This is a genomic window from Dyadobacter sp. 22481 (assembly GCF_052044875.1).
Taxonomy (GTDB): Bacteria; Bacteroidota; Bacteroidia; order Cytophagales; family Spirosomataceae; genus Dyadobacter; species Dyadobacter endophyticus.
On sequence record NZ_JBQENV010000004.1, the window covers coordinates 365075 to 383878 of the forward strand.

Genomic DNA, 18804 nt, shown 5'->3' on the forward strand with positions numbered 1-18804 from the left:
CGAATTCCGATTGCTGTAACATACAATGTGAAGATGTCTGATTATCTTACATCTTCACATTTTCTTTTTAAAATCATCACAAAACAGTCATGAAACTACCTTTCCTCCTGCTACCGCTCGGACTGGCCCTCACGCTCCCCGCCGATGCGCAGAAAAAGACTTCTTCATTACCTGAATTTCAAATCAAAAAATCCGAAACCGAAGCGCATATCCGTTTCCTCGCGGGAGACGAGCTCATGGGCAGGCGTACGGGAGAGCAAGGCAACTTCGTAGCGGCCCGCTACATTGCCGAGCAATTTCGCAAACTGGGAGTTGTACCTGTTCCGGGCAATGCAGAAACCGGTACTTCCAGCTATTTCCAGCGGGTACCATTCGAAAAAATGGGTGCTAATGGCGCCGGTGAGATCGCCGCGGATGCGGAAATTATGAAAAGCGGCACGGACTGGATATTGATGGCGGGTGACGCTGTGGATTTGAAAGCGCCGCTCGTTTATGCCAGTTTTGGGCTGGAAAACGCGGCCAAAAGCTGGGACGATTATAAGGGGCTGGATGTAAAAGGAAAAATTGTATTGGTAGAAAGCGGAACACCGGAAACGCAGACGCCCTCCGAAATCATCGCTACTTCGACCGAAAAGCGCAAAATCGCCCAGGACAAGGGCGCTATTGCCGTTATAGAGCTTTTCAACGCGCCTATTCCCTGGAATACCGTAAGCAAGTTTTTTGCAGGAGAAAAAATATCCCTGGCGGAGGGTTCAGCTGCCAAATCGATCCCCCATGCCTGGGTGAACGGCAAGGAAGCCAAATTCGCTCGTGCATTGCGCGCCGTAAAAGAGGTTACTTTTAAAACTTCCGGAAGAGTCGCCAAGCCTGTTTACAGCTATAATGTGGCCGGCTACATTCCCGGTACCGACGCTAAATTGAAAGAAGAATACATCCTGCTCTCCGCGCACTATGACCACGTGGGCGTGGGCAAGCAAGGCGGGCAGACATACACGCCCGAGGACAGCATTTTCAACGGCGCACGCGACAATGCGTTTGGCGTAACAGCATTGCTCACCGCGGCAGAAGCATTGGCCAAAAACCCACCGAAACGATCGATTGTGATTGTGGCGCTGACTGGCGAAGAGGTAGGCTTGCTAGGCAGCAAATATTACGCGTCACATCCGATCATGCCTTTGAACAAATGCATTTTCAATATGAATTCCGACGGGGCAGGGTATAACGATACCACCATCGTTTCGGTTATGGGCCTCGACCGTACCGGCGCACGTGCGGAGATCGAAACCGCTTGCAAGGCATTCGGACTGGGCGTTTATGCTGACCCTTCGCCGGAACAAGGTCTTTTCGACCGGTCGGATAATGTGAGTTTCGCCAAAGAAGGTGTTCCCGCACCGACTTTCACGCCTGGTTTCAAAGAGTTCAATGGCGATATTATGAAGAACTACCACCAGGTGAGCGACCATCCCGAAACCGTGGATTTCAACTACCTCCTGAAATTCAGCCAGGCATACACTTATGCTACACGCCTGATCGCCGACCGCAAAACGGCTCCGCAATGGAGCGCGGGCGACAAATATGAACCGGCGGCTAAAAAGTTATACGGAAAGTAATAAGTTTAACAGAAGTAAAAAGCCTTCCGGAGTAGTTCCGGAAGGCTTTTTCTATTTGGAATTGTAATATTGAATAAGGCTTGCTGCCTGCGTTTCATCTTTGAGGTCCGGATCGTGTTCTTTCAAATACCGGTCCATTTCCGGCTTCCTGTCTGCCAACAGCGGCAGAAGGCTCTTTTTATTCAAATTAACCTTTTGCACTCCTGAACCTGAAAGCAGGTAATAAGCTGTCGAAAGCCGAACAACCGTGTTCTTTTCACCTGTGCCAAAACTGGGGTTATAGTTCGGTCGGGTGATTTTTGGCTTATACACTTTCACAAGCGTAACCCTGCCTGAGGCAAGCACTGCTCCAAAGCCCTTTGATTCTCCTTTCGGATCATTACTTGCCAGGTTTAGATACCTGACATCTCCGAGCTCATGACGAATCGTGAAACTTTTGATCTGGCTCCCGCGGATCACACGAATGTCCTTCTTCGCTTTATCGGCCAGTACTTCCAGTTCCTCGTTGAGAACATTGTAACGAATGCTGATCCCCGCAATCGAGTCCGATTCATGCCCGCCAATTTGCCCGACCGGCTTCATCAGTTTTACATCTCCATCATGCCAAAGTGAATCAATATAAAAATCGCCGACCACCCCAGGCTGTCCCGCCGGCGACGTCCAAAAAACGCCCGACCTCGGAGCATCCAGCCCGGTGCCTGTATTAATCCCGACCTTCGTACCTTCGCTCAGCTGCGCGAGGCAGCCAAGCGGGAGTATTCCCGCCAGGCCTACTACGCAGAATATCTTTCCCAGCATTATCTCGCTCCCGGAGGGCAGTTCTTTCTCAAATAATCTGTAAACAATGACTGTAAATGCCGCGAGGTACCTTCACCTTCCGAAATGCTGTGCGTCCGGTTGGGATAAGGCATAAACTGGAAGACCTTGTTAGCCCGGATCAACTCGTTAACAAGCATTTCTGCATTCTGGTAATGCACATTATCATCGCCGGTCCCGTGAATATACAGCAGGTTGCCACGCAGATTTTTAGCGTAGGTAATCGGTGATCCCTTTACAAAATCCTCGCGGTTCTCCTGCGGAATGCCCATGTAGCGCTCCTGGTAAATGTTATCGTAAGTGAGCTGATTAGCCACAGCAGCTACCGCAATCCCGGTCTTGAAATGCTGCGGATATTGAAATAGCAGGTTCAAAGTCGACGAACCGCCACCGCTCCATCCGTGTACTGCCACGCGGCTGGTATCAATGAATGCAAATTGTTTGAACATGGCAGTAGCAGCACCGTCCATGTCTTTGATATTGATGCGGCCGATGTTACGGTAAATGGCCTTGCGCCATTTGGCACCTTTGGGCGACGGCGTGCCCCGGTTGTCGATGGAAGCGTAGATGTACCCGTCATCGGCCATACTGCCCGCGTACAAGCGGTTGCGGCCGGTCCCCCAAACGTCCTTCACAGTACTTCCGGCTGCTTCGCCATACACCATGAACACGATCGGGTATTTTTTGCCGGCATCGAAATTCGTAGGTTTCACCATCCATGCGTCGATTTCCACGCCTTCGTCGGTCTTTACTTTGAAAAACTCAATATTCGCTTTTGAGGAATTGATTTTGTCTTTTGATTGCGCAATGGAACTGTTTGGGTCTATCGAAACGTGCTTAGGGAACGAAATCCATTCTACCAAAGGTGATGTTTTGGCATTTGAGAACTGGTGGCGACCAAATTTGGCAAGTGGCGAGATGTCGTAAGCATGCGTTCCTGCCTGATCGGCCGGGGTTATGCGTACAGGCGTTCCTTTGCCGTCCAGCGTGGTTTTGTACAAATAGCTCTGCGTCGCATTGTCAGGCGAGGCCATGAAATAATAAGTATTGTTCTTCTCGTCGATGCGGACGGGGTTGATCATGTCAAAATTGCCCGCAGTAATGAGCGTTTCCTTCTTTCCGTCTCGGCTCACGCGGTAAGTATGGCGCCAGCCGTCCTTCTCGCTTACCCACAAAAACTCCTTACCGCCATTGATCCAGTCCCAGCCCATCGGATCACTTTCCCAACGGCTTTTGATATCAATCCAGGCTTCGTCCTTTTCACTATAAAATGGTTTGGCACTCCCGTCGGTGGTATTGATGTACATCAATGTGCTCTCGTTCTGCTTGCGGTTCAATTGCTGGATCACGAGCTCGTTCGGCATTCCCGACCATTCCATGCGTGGAACGTAGGTATTCTGTGGGTCACCGGGGATGTTCATCCATTTGGTCTGGGCCGAAGCGATGTCCACCACACCGATTTTATACGGAGAAGGTGTTTCACCTACTTTCGGATATTCCACAGGCACATTGAATGAATAAATGGAATCCGTGGTATTGATCATCAAAAAGTTACGGATCTTGCGGGCATCGAGCTGCCAGTAGGCGATGGATTTACTGTCGTCGCTCCAACGGAAACCATCGCGGCAGTCGAATTCCTCTTCATATACCCAATCGAATGTACCATTGATCACGCGGTCGGTACCGTCGGTCGTCAATTGCTTGATCGAATTGCTTGTCAGGTCTTCAGCATATACATTATGCTTGCTCACATACGCGACCTTTTTGCCATCGGGCGAAAATTTAGCAAACATCAGCGACGACTCCGGCAAGCCTTTCCCGAGTTGTTTCAGGGTCTTGGCTGTCATATCGTACACCCAGTAATCGCCGCGGGTGTCATAGCGCCACACCCGTTTGGTATTGGTATAAACCAAAACCTTATCCCCGGCTTTGCTGATGGAATAGCTGCGGATAGTCAACGGCGCGCCCCCTTGCGGCGTGAGCTCCGCTGATGAAACAATGACTTTTTCCTGATTGGCGGGCAATGTTACCTCCACGATCTGGCCATCGCCGGCATCGCGGTAGCCGCTACCGTCGGGCAGCCATTGAAATGTGTCGGGAATCTGCGCAAAAAGCTGAAAGGAGAGGATTGTTAATGAAAGTGTCCTGATTATTTGCTTCATGTGAGCTTAAAAAAATTAGTACGACAACTATATAAGTGCAATTTTAACATTTTAATTAATCTTTTGCACCGTCCTCATCGTGTCCCTTTGATTTTGAGCGCCTTTGTTTTTTCAATGCCTCACTCAGCAAAAACTCGATCTGGCCGTTCAAACTGCGGAAATCCTGCTGTGCCCAGGTCTCGAGTTCCCGTAGCACATCAGGATTGATCCGCAAAACAAATGCTTTTTTCTCCGCCATATCATGGATACAAAGTTCCGGCGTTCAGAATCGGTGTCGCCGCTTTCTCACCGCACAAAACTACCAGCAAATTACTCACCATCGCCGCCTTACGCTCCTCGTCGAGCTGGACAATACCCTTCTCCGAAAGCATGGCCAAAGCCATATCCACCATCCCAACTGCCCCATTCACGATCTGGCGCCGTGCCGCCACTACTGCCGACGCTTGCTGGCGTTGCAGCATCGCACCCGCGATCTCGGGCGCATACGCCAGGTGACTTATCCGCGATTCGAGGACATCGATCCCCGCACGACTCAAACGTTCGGTCAGCTCGGCTTCGAGCATTTCGTTGATCTTCCCGCTGCCATCGCGCAGCGTCACCTCCTGGGTGCTCGCCTCTTCGTCTTCCATCGAATCATAAGCATATATCCCCGCCAAATGCCGCACGGCCGCTTCCGACTGGATTTCGACGTATTTCACATAGTCGTCCACTTCAAACGAGGATTTGGCCGTATCTCCCACGCGCCACACGACCACCGCCGCGATTTCGATCGGGTTACCCAGCTTATCGTTCACTTTCAACTTTTGGCCGTTCAGGTTGCGGGCACGGAGGCTGATCTTTTTTCTGCGGAACAGCGGGTTTACCCAGCGCAACCCATTTTTCTTCATAGTACCCATGTAGTCGCCAAAAAAAGTGGTTACCACTGCCTCGTTCGGGTTAATGACCGTGAGTCCGATCAGGATGATAAATCCGGTTACCGCAACAACGATCCCCGTAACCGGACTACCGGTGGTTATAAAATACACAAAGCCACCAAAAAGCAGCGCCAGGCCTATCACAAACAGCAGATAGCCAGAGATTGAGCGTAATTCCTTTTCGATCATAGCTGGTTTAAATTGATATTAAATTGATATCACAATATTATCAAACTCCCTATAATTTCCTAAGCTATTTGGTACAAAAAATTCCCGGGGCCTGTGACCGGCTCCGGGAAGGGATGAATGGCTAAATATATGCTTCTACCTATTGATGATCATCTGGTGACTGGTTTCTATCTGGAAATTGATCGGGACATTGTATTTAACCCTTACCTTTTGGCCCCTCAGCTCCCCTGGGTTCCACTTCCCGTTCATGAGCTTCACAACCCTCAATGCCTCCTCATCGAGGCCGTAGCCGACCCGGTTCTCCACTTTATACTCGCACATAGACCCGTCTTCGCATACCACAAATGAAAGCATCACACGCCCTGCAACACCGCTCCTTGCCGCTGCGGAAGGATAGCGAATATTCATGCCCAGAAACTTATAGAATTCTTTGATCCCACCTTTGAATTCAGGTTGCACCTGCGGTTTGGTATATTCTGTCTTTTCGCCATTCACCCAGGAAATACCGCTTTTAAATTGTCCGAGATCGTAAATCTCCTCGTAGTATTGGGTGCTATCGGCCAATTTTCCGCTCCACTTGCCGTCCTTGATCCCATTCACAACTTTTCCTTGCTCAAAAAGCCATTTCCCGTGTGGCGTTTCACCAACCGCCCGCCAATATCCTTCGCCGTTTTTTACATACTGTGTGCCATCCGACCCCCACGAATTCATCAGAAACGGTTCGTCCTTTACGCCCATTTTGTTGATGGGAAAATCTCTGTGAGCCCTTATTTGCCCGTTGGAGTCCCAGTAGACCTCCGTAGCTAGCGAATCGGTCAGGAGTTGCTGATGCCTTACCATGCCGGTTAGGTCATAATCCTTGATAAGCGATGCTTTTCCATCCACACCATATTCTACGTAAGAAAGCATATGCCCGTCGGAATCGAATGTGACCTCGGTAGCATGGCTGGCCTCATTGTAATCTCGGGCCGAAATGCGGTAAGCAGGTATTGAGTCCCTTTCCGGGTTTACAAAACGCGATTTGTAGCGGATTGGCGTTTGGGCAAATTTCGCCTCGCCGAGCCGCTTCCATTTTCTCCTCATGGCTTCTTCGTAAGCCACATCCCCGGATACAAATCCCCGTTCATCGACAGGCATTGTCCGGCGGTATTTGGCCCGTGCGGAATCGATTGGCGCGAAGTTCTCGCTGAAATAGTCCACAAATGCCCGCCTTGCCGTGTCGTAGGTCGGTTTGGCGTCCGCTTTGAATGTCACGGGGAAAAATACCGTCTGCCGCACTTTCTGCCCTCCCAGCGTTGCGGGTCGCCAGGCACGATACATGCGGAGCACATTCACAGCCGCCGCATTGCACAGCGTGTCGATCCCGCGCGTTACCTCGATGTCGCTCATACTCCCGTCTGGCTGTACAACACCTTTGAGATAAACCCGGCCATTCACGCCCTTCACAGATGAAGAAAAAGGTACCTGAAGGTTGGAATTGACAAACTGATTGAGTGCAGCAAGGCCCCCCGCCGGCTCGGCCTTGTTTTCTACCTCATGCGGCAAATAAACTTGCTGCGCGAACGCGGGCGTGCCTAAAAACAATAGAAACGTAAACAGTTTTTTCATTAGGGTTGATGAGTTATACCAATAGTAAAAATGATGTTTTTCTTTTAAAGAAACTTATAGTTACTCTGCAAATATTTCAAAATTGATTCGTAGAACTAGTTTTGAATATAAACTTAACCAACTGATAACCTGCCAGTAATATGCAGTTAATATAAAATGAGAAAATTTGTATCATGGGAGATACAACTCACTTTCGCACGATCATCATTTCCGACATTCACCTCGGCGCCGGAGGCTCGAAGGCAGAAGAAGTCACCAATTTTCTGAAAAACTATTCTTGCAAAAAGCTTATCCTGAATGGTGATATTATCGATGCCTGGCAGCTGAAAAAATATGGTGTCTGGAAACGGAAGCACACGCTTTTCTTCAAGCGCGTGCTGAAAATGATAGAAGACAACAAAACGAAAGTGATTTACATCCGCGGAAACCACGATGATTTCCTCGACCAGATTATCCCCCTGCGCCTTGGCAAGCATTTCCAGATCCGGAAAGACTACATACTCACTTCCGGTACACAGCGGTTCTATGTTACCCATGGCGATGTTTTCGACTCCATTACCACGCATTTGAAATGGCTGGCCTACCTGGGCGATATCGGTTATACGTTCCTCCTGTGGGTCAATAAATTTTACAACAAATACCGCGCATGGCGCGGCCTCTCCTATTACTCTTTGTCGCAACGTGTGAAGCAATCGGTAAAAATGGCTGTGAACTACATGACCGACTTTGAAGAGAAACTAACCGAGCTGGCCCGCTCTCGCAGCTGTGACGGCGTGATCTGCGGGCATATTCACCATCCGGCGATCCGAGAAATCGACGGTATCAAGTACATGAACTCCGGCGACTGGGTCGAAACCCTGAGCGCGCTGGTAGAGGATTTCGACGGTAACTGGAGCCTGCTCTATTACGACCAGCAAGAGATCGTCGAGAAGCCTGTAAAAAAAACGAGTACCAAAAAAGTCGTTGAAAACTTCCCCGGCATGGAAAAGCAGGTGGCGTTCACCGGTTTTCTAACGGGGCGGAATCAGCGCTATCTATAATTATGAGAATCCTTTTTCTGGTTCAGGGAGAGGGCCGGGGGCATTTGACGCAAGCCATTTCGCTCGGCCAGGTATTACGTAGTGCGGGACACAAGGTTGTGGGCGCGATGGTAGGGACGTCTCCGGGTCGGAATATCCCTTCATTCTTCCAGGAGCAGATCTTTGCGCCGGTACATCATTTCGCTGCGCCCAATATCATTTACAAAGCCCAGGGCGGCGGCATGAATGTAGGCCGCACGATTGCCACACACCTGGCACATTTGCCCAAATACCTCAAAAGCCTTCACCGCATCCACGAAACGGTTCGGCGGATCAACCCCGACCTGATCGTGAGCTTCTACGATACCTACGGCGGGCTCTATAACATGATCTACCGCTCCGGCATACCGATGGTCTGCATTGCGCATCAATACCTTTTGCTTCATCCGAAGTTTATATTTCCGGAACACAGCCGGGTCAACCAGTTCCTGATTAACCTCAACTCCAAGTCGACGTCGTGGCTTTCGGCGAACCGGCTTGCATTATCTTTTCGGGAAATGCCCTCGGCCCCCAATCTTAAAATCACGGTCGTACCTCCATTGCTCCGCAAGGAAGTTACACGCCTCATTCCGCAAAAGGGCTCATTTATACTCGTGTACATGACGCATCACAGCCTGAGCACGCAGGTCATCGACTGGCATCGGAAGCATAAGGATGTGCAGTTGTACTGCTTTTGGGACAACCCGGATGCATCGGAGGAATTTGTTTTTGACAGTACACTTACTTTTCACCAGATCAACAGCGAAAAATACCTGCGAATGCTCGCAAATTGCCGCGCATTGGTTACCACGGCCGGTTTCGAATCTGTTTGCGAGGCCATGTATCTCGGGAAACCTGTGATGATGGTGCCTGTCCCTAACCACTTCGAGCAGGAATGCAATGCGATAGATGGGGTTATATCGGGCGCAGGAGTAATGTCCAGATCGTTCGATCTCTCAGTGATTTTTGATTACCTGCCGAAGCATATTGACCAGTCGGAGAAATTCAGGGACTGGTACCATCGCGGGCATCAAATGTTTGTACGGGAAATCGCGGAATTTGAAAAATCAATTGATATCAGGCGGAAAATACAATCGGAGATCTGATACTTTCCGCCGGATACCTTACTTATCTTTCTTGAAAACAAGCTGTTCGGGGTTTTGATCGAATTTGAGGATCAACTTATCGCCCGATACGTGATAATTCCCCTTACCGCCTGTTGAATCAGATGGAAGCCAGGCCTTCCGGCTCCATTCCGGCTCACCTACTTTGCTTCCGCCAAAGCTGGTTATTCTGAAGGTACAATTCGCTCCCAGCGTATAAGCCCCGCTGATCGTATTTACAAAAGTGTGGCCCTCAATCGTTCCGCTCCTTTGATCATCGGAAAAGCTGAAAACGACACTTTTGCCACTGATCTCCGGGTCTTTGTCCACTGCACCCGTCGCGGTATTCTGGAAGTAATCCAGGCGCCAGGCTCCTTTCAATGAAGCGATTTCCGAACATGGCGGAAATGCACAACAATCCTTGCCACCCCCGCATTCGAATGCAGATAATGCAAGAAAACAGACGCAGAGAAATAAAAACGCGATCCTTTTCATGGCTCATCTATTTTAAAAACTGATCCCTAACCGCAATGCCAGCCTGTTGTAAACCCGGTCTTCAAACCGCTCTTTTTGGTCCCACAAAGGCACTTTGGTAACGTGCGCCTCTTGTCTTTTGTAGGTTAATGCAATCGTAAATGCAGCGACTCCCGGTTTTCCTACCTTCATCCCTACGCCTGGGTTTACCATCAGTCCGCCTTTCGTATCGGCGCCGTCGGGATCGTCGTGAAACCAAGCGAATGCATAACCGGCATCGACTGTTCCAAACAGTTGCACGTTTTTACGACCGAGGAGATCGTATCGAACACCGCCGGCGATCGGGCTCAGCAAGGCCGTCTTGTACCAATCCATCCCAAGCGTTACCCCAGCCGACAACTTCCTGTTGATTTGGACTCCATTAAAGGTCTGAACCGTGAGGCTGGTTTTGCTATCGACCTGATCGCCATTTCCGGCATAAGGATTCTGGTATTTGACCCTCCCGAACAATCCACCGAACTCGGTGTGGTTGACAAATCTCACGCCCCTGGCCGTCTGCCCGTAAGACACCGAACTGACCAGCAATAGCAGAAAGTATGCGATCTTTTTCATATCAAATCGCTTTTCCAACCGGAATTTTACTCAGCATTTTCAACTCTTTCGGATTTGACGAATCATATTGGTAAAATCCGTCTTCGCCGATGAGCATCAATGTTTTGCCTAGTGAAATCACATCATAGGCATGCATATCCTTGAAATGTGCCAGCTGGTTGCGGTCCACTGAAAACTTGTCGGTCACGTCGAAGACCTTCAAACCATGTTCGCCTTCACAAAGGAAAAGCGTCGGGAAATCGATACTCAGGCCGTGTGGACTCTCCATTTGATAGCTTTTAATAAGCTGTGGAGCCGCCGGATTGCTTACATCGACGAGATCCAGCTGGTTCTGCCCACCTCCGCATGCGGTACCTGTACGCAGCGTCACATACGCAATGTTTTCGTGCACTACCACGGGGTCGCATGCGCGGCCGTGCTGAAAGTTCGAGAGCTGTTTCGGCTCTGCCGGATTGGTATTGTCATAAATAAACATCCCGGTGGAAGACCCTATAAAGAGTTTATTGTCGTAGGGAAAAATGGTTTCAATGCCCCAGCCCAGATTCACCGTGGCGAAGTCGGCCGGCTGCGCGGGTTTGTCGATCTTAAAAAGATGCAAGTCACTTTGGCTGACCGCGTAGAGAAAATTGCGGTCCAATGCAAAACGCGCCATCGAGCCTGCCTGACCACTGGTACCACCAGAGGATTGCGGCGAAGCCGACGATGAGCTATTGAAAGACACCCTATCGGCCAGCATCCAGATGCCGCCCCACCACGTCATGGGCGGAACATTGTCTTCGCAATTAACGGTTACCGTTTCGGTGACCCATTCAACATTCTGATCGGTAATAGAGCCGACTGATTCGTTCAGCGACCAGCCGCCTCCGTCGAAAAGGCCTGTCTTGAATACATTTTTAACCCTACCTACTTCTTTCGGGGCAGCGGGATCGGTAATATCGATTGAAACGAGGTCTGAAAAGCTATCGGCATAGAGAATATTATCGCGAACGGCGATATCGCCATTCCCCGGAATATTAATGAATGTCACAAATTTGGGGTTGGCAGGGTTGCCGTTGTCAATAATATGAATCCCTTTTTTTATTTCATTGACAAATAAATACTTGCCTTTCACATACATCTTTCCAGGCTGCTCTAAGGTACGCGGCGATTCGGCCTTTACCTGCGTCCTGAGCTCCATCAAAGAATGTGTCACGTTACTAAACCGACGCACTACGCGTGTCTCCTTGCATTGATCGTTGCATGACCAGCAAAGCCATGCCACGGCGCATAACAGTAAAAGTTTAGGTTTCATACGGTTAGATATTAGAGGCTTGTAAAAATTATATTATGACTTCGACAAATGCAGGACACTGTTTTTTTGTAATTAGTTGGAATACAAAACAAAATCGTCCGAAAGCAAGGCCTTCGGACGATAACGCACCCCGAAAATACCGGCGAACCGGTATTTTTTATCTTTGATATTTTTAAATGCTTTTCAGCACTGTTATTTCGATTCCGGATTTTTGATCCTGCCTACGAAAAGAATGGTATTGGAAGTATTTTCACTGATCACCAATCCAAATGGGCGGTCACAAATGAACCTTGGTGACTCGGGCCCGGCGGAAGTAAGGCCGACACCGATTGTCGTCACTGCTGCTGCCTCTGTTCCCTGCTCGTCGATACCCAGGTAGGCATCCTGCTTCACAAAATCGACATAGAGTTCGGCAGCTTTATTGATCTTGCCCAGCTGTGCGCTATCTTCAAATGCGCGTTTGATACCCATTCCCTGCAATGTCTCCTTCAATTGAGCTGAATAGTCGACTGTAAACTTGGGTAAACCTACTGTAATACCCCGCTCTGCCATCCCGCTATTCAGACCCGACCATCCTTCGCCGGTGATTCCTTTCAGCACTTCATCGACTGTACTTTGACCTTTCGGAATGAGCAAGGTCATATTGAATTGCCCATTGGCGTATGGAAGGCGAACAGCGTTGTAATTGCTTCCTGAGCCTACTTTGAAATCGGATTCGGCATACATCATTTTGACGTTCTTGCTTTGTCCGTTTTCCAGCTTGAACGGTGCGTCCTGCGTTTTCTTGGGATCAAACCTGGTTTGCCAATCGCCTTTGAAATACAATGCATTCAAAAGGAACATTACGTGTTGTGGCTGAATCTTGTCAAGAACATTCTTGATCTTACCGTTGGTCTTGTCGCTTGCCCATTTGTTAATGCGATCTTTTGCGGCATCATCAAATGGCAAACCTGTTACCTCCGATTCAAACGAGTCTTTCAGAACAGATTGAAAATCATTTTCAACGGAAAAGTCATTTCTATACCAAACCGAATTCGCTAATCCTAAACTCACTTTCGAATCGGCGACGGGCAAATCGTTGATCAATGTTTTATATGCCGCATTCAAATCAGCCAATGCGACGGCATCCATATTTAGTGCTTTTTGAATTTCGCCGGCAGTTTCTTCTTCGGCTCCATTTAAAAGCATTCCCAAAGCCATGTGCAGGCTGAGCGGCGATACGAAGAAATTATCGTCCGCCGGTTGCGTTTTTTGTAACGCGTGAATAAAATCAAATGCGAAAGAAGTGGTCCCGTTCGAAACCGAGGCCGGTATTTCAACCGGATTCACCTCGTTATCCGGACCAACATTATCGTTTGTACAGCCAAACAGCATTACGGCTGCCAGCATCGGAACGGTGATCGACTTCTTTAAAATTTTCATGGCTAACAGATGCAAGAATATCTTCTTTCTCCACAATCAACCCACAAATCAATAGATTCAAATCAACCGGCATTGGTTGGAAACTATTTAAAATTATCTCAAAAAGAATAGCGGAGCGACCACGAAACGCCATACAAATACGGTCTGGAATCGAGGCTTTGATTGGATTTAAAGCTCGATGAAACCGCTTTCTGGTACGAGCCCGTCAGGTTAGCGCCCCAGTTGGCAGAAAGCTTGTAATTCAACCGCAATCCTGTTGTTGCGGCCCAGTTTGTGCCACGGTATATTTCATCACTGGCGGTTGTTCTAATAATATCTCCCGACGCAGATTCCAGTTCGTTGACTAAAAAGAAGTTCGCCATCATCCCGCCCAATACCGAATAGCTGAATTTCTTATCGGGGTTTAAAGTAAAGCCCGCCTGAACCGGCAATTGCAAATACTGGTAATTATTGCTGACCTTCTTGGCCACATCAATATACAATGCACCATTGTTAAAGCCGGCCGCCTTATCGCTCAAAGCAGGATTATTGGCTGCCAATGCATTTTCCAGCACGTTGGACGCCGCACTGTTATATGCATTCAGTACATATCCGCCACCCTCGTAGGCCGAATTCCCCCGGAGATAGCTTACACCCGTCTCCACAGACCAGTGTTTCGACAAGCGCACCCCACCCTGCGTCTGCACGGCATACGAAGCACGCGCCTCGCTGGTTCCGGAAACCGACCGCTTCTGGCTTACCGACTGCGCCATGAAAGCCTGCGGGGCTTCTCTCAATTTCACATTAGGATTAAACGAGGCGGGCATAATGCCTATTCCTGCATAATACTCCTTAGGTTTTGTGGTTTTAACCGCCTCTTCTATTCTGACCTCGGGCCGAAAAAAAACATGACGCTTCTGAACATAAACATCCAGGTCGTTATAGGGCAAAGACGCCAGCATTTCCGCAGAGGTCGCCTGGTTTTGCACCGCAGCCACTGCGGCGTTGCTATTCTCAACAGAAACCTCAACGGTTCCATTAGCAGGCTCTGTTTTACTCGCAATAACATCCTGATTGTTGCTTGCCGGCCTTTCCTGGATGATGCTTGCCGCGGAAGAAATGTTATCCGCATGCTGCTCATTCTGTTTGCCACGCGCATTTGTCCGGGCTGCTGCTGCGATACCAGTATTTAAGTTTCCGGCGATACCACCTTTCAGATTACTCCGGGTTGGCTCACTGCCTGTTGCGGCAATTGGGCCTTGTTCAACAGTTGCTGCGAGCTCTTCCTTATCCTGGCCTTGAACCGCATTTGGCTGCTCTTCCACGGATCTAGCAGGCTCCATTTCAGCTTTTTGAACCGGTTTTGTGCTCACTGCCACTTCTACCTTGTCTTTCTGGCCGCCTGAATACCAGAGCCCGCCGCCTACCAGCAGCAATGCCGCAATGGACGCGGCTGCATACCACATTTTCGGCGACTGCCACCAAAGAGGAGTTACTTTTTCCTGTTCCCCGTCAAGACGCGCCTCGATACCCTCCCACACCGACGGCGGGGGAGCTTCGGAGGCCTCTTTCAAGGCCTTTCTCCACTGTTCCTCAAAATTGTTTATGTTGGACGGATCCATCATCAAATCTTTTTTCTTTGTTCAATTTTTGTTGAAGCAACATCCTTGCACGCGAGTACTGCGACTTGGACGTTCCTTCGGAGATACCCAACATCTGGGCGATCTCATTGTGCTGGTAACCTTCAATCGCATACAGATTGAAGATCGTCTGACAACCGGGCGGTAGTTCCCGGATCATTTCCATCAACTGCTGCATCTGAAAATTTCCGAGGGTAAACTCCCTGTCGGACAAACCATTATGATGTATATCTATGTCATCCAGCTCTTTCAGGTATTTCTGTTGCCGCAAATGGTTCAGCGCTGTGTTCACTACCACCGATCTGAGCCAATATTCCAGCGGGCTGTCGGCCCTGAAAGAATCTATATTCTCGTAAATCTTGATGAAGGCATCCTGCAACACGTCTTCCGCGTCGGCGCGGTTTTTCGTGTAGCGCATACAAATAGCAAACAACTTACCCCCAAAAACATCGTATAGCTGTTTCTGGGCGATGCGGTTGCGCTGCTTGCAGCCTTTCACCAGTTCCTGTTCGTTAAACGTCATCCGAAGGTTAGGGGTGCTTCGTTCGGTTTGTAAAAAAATTCAGCACCTCTACCCATAAGATAGCCGATTACTGTTGCGTTATGATCCGACTTGCTTTCACGAGCCCGTCGTAAATTGTCTGACACCCTCATTATTAAAATGGTTGGAACACTTCGTAAAACTATTGCCAAATGTTGGCTACTTTACGCCAAGGAACTATTCAGTGGCGCATATCATTTAATAAGTACAACCTAAAATCTATCGCCCATGAGCCAATATATGGTTGAAATCCAGCTGCCGGCTGTCATGTCGGAAGATTTCACAGCAAAAATACCTGCTCAGAGAAAAAAGATAAATGAACTGATGGAGCAAGGAAGGCTGATGTCTTATGCTTTGTCCGACGATTACTCCCGGCTCTGGTGCGTGGTAAGAGCAGAAACAGAATTTGAAGTAATGTCACTCGTCTCGGAATTTCCGCTGATCGATTATATGGATCCCAAAATAACCAAGCTTATGTTCAATAATGTGGTAGCCCTTCGCTTGCCCATGTTCTCATTGAACTGACACTAATTGAAAACATTCCGTGGCAGGGCAAAGTACCATCGCCCAAGCGGCCTCGCACAATGTTTGTGCGAGGCTTTTTATTGATAGTTAGAGTTTTCTGGTTATCAGGGCTGCAATCTTTTCTAACTCGAACCGGTCGGTTTCACTGAAATCGTCGAGTTGATCGCTATCCACGTCCAGCACCATTGCTACTGTTCCATTTCTATGGAAAACAGGCACTACGATCTCAGAGCGCGATGCCGAGCTGCATGCAATGTGTCCCGGAAATTGCTCTACATCCGGCACGATAATCGTTTCAGCGCGCGTGTAACTCGCGCCGCACACGCCCTTGTGGAAGGGTATCCGCGTGCAGGCGATCGGCCCCTGAAACGGGCCAAGTACGAGCTGCCCTTCCTTTACCAAATAAAAACCTACCCAAAAGAAGCCGAATGCTTCCTTTAAAACTGCTGCTATATTCGCGAGGTTGGCAGTAAGGTCACTTTCGTCAATGATAAGCGCTTCGATTTGTGGAAAAAGTGCTTTATAAATCTCAGCTCTGCTGGTATCAGTTGGTATAAATAATGTCTCTGCCATAACTTTAAATACTGCTAGATTTTTGGTAAACACAGATGCCTTTTGAATAGTTACAAAAATATTCAAATGCGCCCGGTCCGGGCCGCTACTACCACCGCTTCTGTTGTATATTTGAAGTTCGATAAGCGCTACAAGCAAGCCCCTTCATGAGTCAACGACATATCTTATTAATGGACGGCCCCGATCACAAGGGTTTGATCTACCATGTTACCCGCATTCTTTTTGCCCACAATCAGAACATTATCAGTAACGACGAGTACGTAAGCCCATCGCGCTATTTCTTTATGCGTACTGAATTCGAGGGCGACACCGATATTCCCGAGCTGTTAAAGGCTCTTCAATCCGAATTGCCGGCAGGCCTGAACCTTCGCATTAATCCTAAAAAGAACAAGGATATTGTGCTGATGGTCACCAAAGAACATCATTGCCTGGGCGAGTTGCTTATCCGGTATGCATTCAACGAGTTGGACGCTACGATTCTGGCGGTAGTAAGCAATTATAACTCGTTGCAGCCGCTGGTAAGTAAGTTTGGAATTCCTTTTCATTTTGTTTCGCATGAAAACAAAACACGCGAGGAGCATGAGGAGGCGATATTAAGAACTCTGAATATTTACAGGCCCGATTACGTTGTGCTGGCGAAATATATGCGCATCATCACGCCGCAATTTGTGGAGCGTTTCCCGAACCGGATCGTGAATATTCATCATTCATTCCTACCCGCATTTATCGGGGCAAACCCTTACCGGCAAGCTTACGAGCGCGGTGTGAAGATTATTGGGGCAACCGCGCATTTTGTGAATAATGACCTGGATGAAGGCCCGATCATCGCGCAGGATGTTAAGGAGGTGGATCACAAACTGACCGCTTCGGATATGGCAACTTTGGGAAAAGATACCGAAAAAGCAGTTCTGTCGAAGGCGTTGAAATTGGTTTTTAACGACCGTGTTTTCATCCACCACAACCGCACCATTATTCTGTAAAACAAAGAAAAAGCCCTTAGTCAGAATCACCGAGGGCTTTTTGCAATCTGATGGATGTTATTGAATATGTAATCTTACAAAAAATTCTTTAAAACATCAAATTCAGGTTCAAGCTGTTAACTAATTCTAAGGATATTCTAATTAAACTGCTTCGGCTGTACGCACCAGTTCAACCAGATCTCCGTCGTTTACTTCTTTCTTGATATCGGCTACTTCAAGGAACCTTGTATACAGTTCGTCCAGGGCAGCTTTTTCGAAGGAGAACCCAAGCAATTCCAGGCGGTGTTTCAATGCGTGGCGTCCGCTGCGGGCAGTCAGAACGATATCGGATTTATCTACACCCACATCCTGCGGGTTCATAATTTCGTAATTCAGGTTGTTTTTCAGGAAGCCGTCCTGGTGGATACCCGATGAATGCGCGAATGCATTGCGACCAACGATCGCCTTGTTCGCCTGCACGGGCATACGCATCATTTTCGAGACAAGCTGGCTCGTCGGGTAAATGTGCTGCGTGTTAATACCTGTTTCAAGACCCAGCTCCTGGTGTACTTTCAATGCCATTACCACCTCTTCCAGCGAAGTGTTACCGGCGCGCTCGCCGATACCATTGATTGTTACCTCTACCTGGCGCGCACCCTGGTTAATACCTGCGATGGAGTTCGCCGTAGCAAGGCCCAGATCGTTGTGGCAGTGGATCGAGATAGTCGCTTTGTGGATATTCGAAACGTGTTCGAAAATGTATTTGATTTTGTTTCCGTACTCGTCGGGCAAGCAATAGCCTGTTGTATCCGGGATATTCACCACCGTCGCACCTGCGCCGATCACCGCTTCTACAAGCTGTGAAAGGAAAACGAGGTCTGCACGACCCGCGTCTTCGCAATAAAACTCAACGTCCTCTACCTTCGATTTGGCATATTTCGTAGCCGCAATCGCCCTTTCGATAATCTTTTCGCGTGTTGTGTTGAACTTATGCTGGATGTGAATGTCCGATGAACCGATGCCCGTGTGAATCCGTGCCCGCTGGGCGTACTGCAATGCTTCGGCCGCAGCGTCGATATCGCCTTGCACCGCACGTGACAGCGCACAGATGATGGGTTCGCGAACAGCTTTGGAAATCTCTACCACAGAACGGAAATCCCCAGGACTTGACACCGGAAAACCGGCTTCGATAATATCTACCCCCAGTTTTTCGAGTTGTGTGGCAACAACAATCTTTTCCTCAGTGGTCAATTGGCTGCCCGGTACCTGCTCGCCGTCTCGTAAAGTAGTGTCGAAGATCTGAACTCGATTACTCATTGGTGGGTATT

Annotated in this window: 18 protein-coding genes; 5 read left to right on the top strand and 13 right to left on the bottom strand. The window is 48.8% G+C overall.

Features of this window, described 5'->3' with window-relative positions; translation table 11 throughout:
- The first annotated feature begins 89 nt into the window (after nucleotides 1-89).
- A complete protein-coding gene (locus tag ACTJJJ_RS27605; protein WP_440703637.1) occupies nucleotides 90-1610 on the top strand; it encodes a M28 family peptidase in 1521 nt (506 codons plus the stop codon).
- Nucleotides 1611-1661: 51 nt separating this feature from the next.
- Here the strand turns inward: ACTJJJ_RS27605 and ACTJJJ_RS27610 are convergent, their stop codons facing one another.
- From ACTJJJ_RS27610 to ACTJJJ_RS27630, 5 genes are all read right to left on the bottom strand, one after another.
- Nucleotides 1662-2408 (bottom strand): hypothetical protein, encoded by a 747-nt coding sequence (locus ACTJJJ_RS27610; protein ID WP_440703638.1) that lies wholly within the window; start codon nucleotides 2406-2408, stop codon nucleotides 1662-1664.
- Nucleotides 2408-4588 carry a S9 family peptidase gene (locus ACTJJJ_RS27615; RefSeq protein ID WP_188938693.1) on the bottom strand — a complete coding sequence of 727 codons (2181 nt, stop codon included), beginning with the start codon at nucleotides 4586-4588 and terminating at the stop codon, nucleotides 2408-2410. The genes ACTJJJ_RS27610 and ACTJJJ_RS27615 overlap by 1 nt, the downstream gene beginning before the upstream one ends.
- Before the next feature lie 55 nt (nucleotides 4589-4643).
- Nucleotides 4644-4826: an Arc family DNA-binding protein gene (locus ACTJJJ_RS27620; protein ID WP_188938694.1), complete on the bottom strand. Its 183-nt coding sequence runs from the start codon at nucleotides 4824-4826 to the stop codon at nucleotides 4644-4646.
- A 1-nt stretch (nucleotide 4827) separates the two neighbouring features.
- Nucleotides 4828-5691 (bottom strand): SPFH domain-containing protein, encoded by an 864-nt coding sequence (locus ACTJJJ_RS27625; RefSeq protein ID WP_440703639.1) that lies wholly within the window; start codon nucleotides 5689-5691, stop codon nucleotides 4828-4830.
- A gap of 135 nt (nucleotides 5692-5826) precedes the next feature.
- Nucleotides 5827-7299: an energy transducer TonB gene (locus ACTJJJ_RS27630; RefSeq protein WP_440703640.1), complete on the bottom strand. Its 1473-nt coding sequence runs from the start codon at nucleotides 7297-7299 to the stop codon at nucleotides 5827-5829.
- Between the two features lie 173 nt (nucleotides 7300-7472).
- Here ACTJJJ_RS27630 and ACTJJJ_RS27635 point away from each other — a divergent pair, with 173 nt between their 5' ends.
- Nucleotides 7473-8339 carry a UDP-2,3-diacylglucosamine diphosphatase gene (locus ACTJJJ_RS27635; RefSeq protein ID WP_188938697.1) on the top strand — a complete coding sequence of 289 codons (867 nt, stop codon included), beginning with the start codon at nucleotides 7473-7475 and terminating at the stop codon, nucleotides 8337-8339.
- Nucleotides 8340-8341: 2 nt separating this feature from the next.
- A complete protein-coding gene (locus ACTJJJ_RS27640; RefSeq protein ID WP_440703641.1) occupies nucleotides 8342-9463 on the top strand; it encodes a glycosyltransferase family protein in 1122 nt (373 codons plus the stop codon).
- Between the two features lie 18 nt (nucleotides 9464-9481).
- Here the strand turns inward: ACTJJJ_RS27640 and ACTJJJ_RS27645 are convergent, their stop codons facing one another.
- The 6 genes from ACTJJJ_RS27645 to ACTJJJ_RS27670 all read right to left on the bottom strand — a co-directional run bounded on the left by ACTJJJ_RS27645 (nucleotide 9482) and on the right by ACTJJJ_RS27670 (nucleotide 15401).
- Nucleotides 9482-9955: a hypothetical protein gene (locus ACTJJJ_RS27645; RefSeq protein ID WP_440703642.1), complete on the bottom strand. Its 474-nt coding sequence runs from the start codon at nucleotides 9953-9955 to the stop codon at nucleotides 9482-9484.
- A gap of 12 nt (nucleotides 9956-9967) precedes the next feature.
- Nucleotides 9968-10546: a hypothetical protein gene (locus ACTJJJ_RS27650; protein ID WP_440703643.1), complete on the bottom strand. Its 579-nt coding sequence runs from the start codon at nucleotides 10544-10546 to the stop codon at nucleotides 9968-9970.
- Between the two features lies 1 nt (nucleotide 10547).
- A complete protein-coding gene (locus ACTJJJ_RS27655; RefSeq protein WP_440703644.1) occupies nucleotides 10548-11837 on the bottom strand; it encodes an LVIVD repeat-containing protein in 1290 nt (429 codons plus the stop codon).
- Between the two features lie 192 nt (nucleotides 11838-12029).
- Nucleotides 12030-13259, bottom strand: coding sequence for a serpin family protein (locus ACTJJJ_RS27660; RefSeq protein ID WP_440703645.1), 1230 nt, complete (start codon nucleotides 13257-13259; stop codon nucleotides 12030-12032).
- 98 nt (nucleotides 13260-13357) lie between these two features.
- On the bottom strand, nucleotides 13358-14863 hold the full coding sequence (locus ACTJJJ_RS27665; protein WP_440703646.1) for an outer membrane beta-barrel protein: 1506 nt from the start codon (nucleotides 14861-14863) through the stop codon (nucleotides 13358-13360).
- Nucleotides 14832-15401: an RNA polymerase sigma factor gene (locus ACTJJJ_RS27670; protein WP_188938701.1), complete on the bottom strand. Its 570-nt coding sequence runs from the start codon at nucleotides 15399-15401 to the stop codon at nucleotides 14832-14834. Before ACTJJJ_RS27670 ends, ACTJJJ_RS27665 begins: the two co-directional genes overlap by 32 nt.
- 246 nt (nucleotides 15402-15647) lie before the next feature.
- Here ACTJJJ_RS27670 and ACTJJJ_RS27675 point away from each other — a divergent pair, with 246 nt between their 5' ends.
- Complete coding sequence (locus tag ACTJJJ_RS27675; RefSeq protein ID WP_090149248.1) at nucleotides 15648-15944, top strand: muconolactone Delta-isomerase family protein; 297 nt, start codon at nucleotides 15648-15650, stop codon at nucleotides 15942-15944.
- Nucleotides 15945-16031: 87 nt separating this feature from the next.
- On the opposite strand, the gene ACTJJJ_RS27680 is transcribed toward ACTJJJ_RS27675, so the two are convergent.
- Nucleotides 16032-16517 (bottom strand): GAF domain-containing protein, encoded by a 486-nt coding sequence (locus ACTJJJ_RS27680; RefSeq protein ID WP_440703647.1) that lies wholly within the window; start codon nucleotides 16515-16517, stop codon nucleotides 16032-16034.
- A 146-nt stretch (nucleotides 16518-16663) separates the two neighbouring features.
- Between ACTJJJ_RS27680 and purU the strand changes: the two genes are divergently transcribed.
- Nucleotides 16664-17497, top strand: a complete 834-nt coding sequence (gene purU / locus ACTJJJ_RS27685) for a formyltetrahydrofolate deformylase (RefSeq protein WP_426292361.1) — start codon at nucleotides 16664-16666, stop codon at nucleotides 17495-17497.
- A 141-nt stretch (nucleotides 17498-17638) separates the two neighbouring features.
- Here purU and ACTJJJ_RS27690 read toward each other — a convergent pair whose 3' ends face one another.
- Nucleotides 17639-18793, bottom strand: coding sequence for a 2-isopropylmalate synthase (locus ACTJJJ_RS27690; protein WP_426292362.1), 1155 nt, complete (start codon nucleotides 18791-18793; stop codon nucleotides 17639-17641).
- Between the last annotated feature and the right edge of the window lie 11 nt (nucleotides 18794-18804).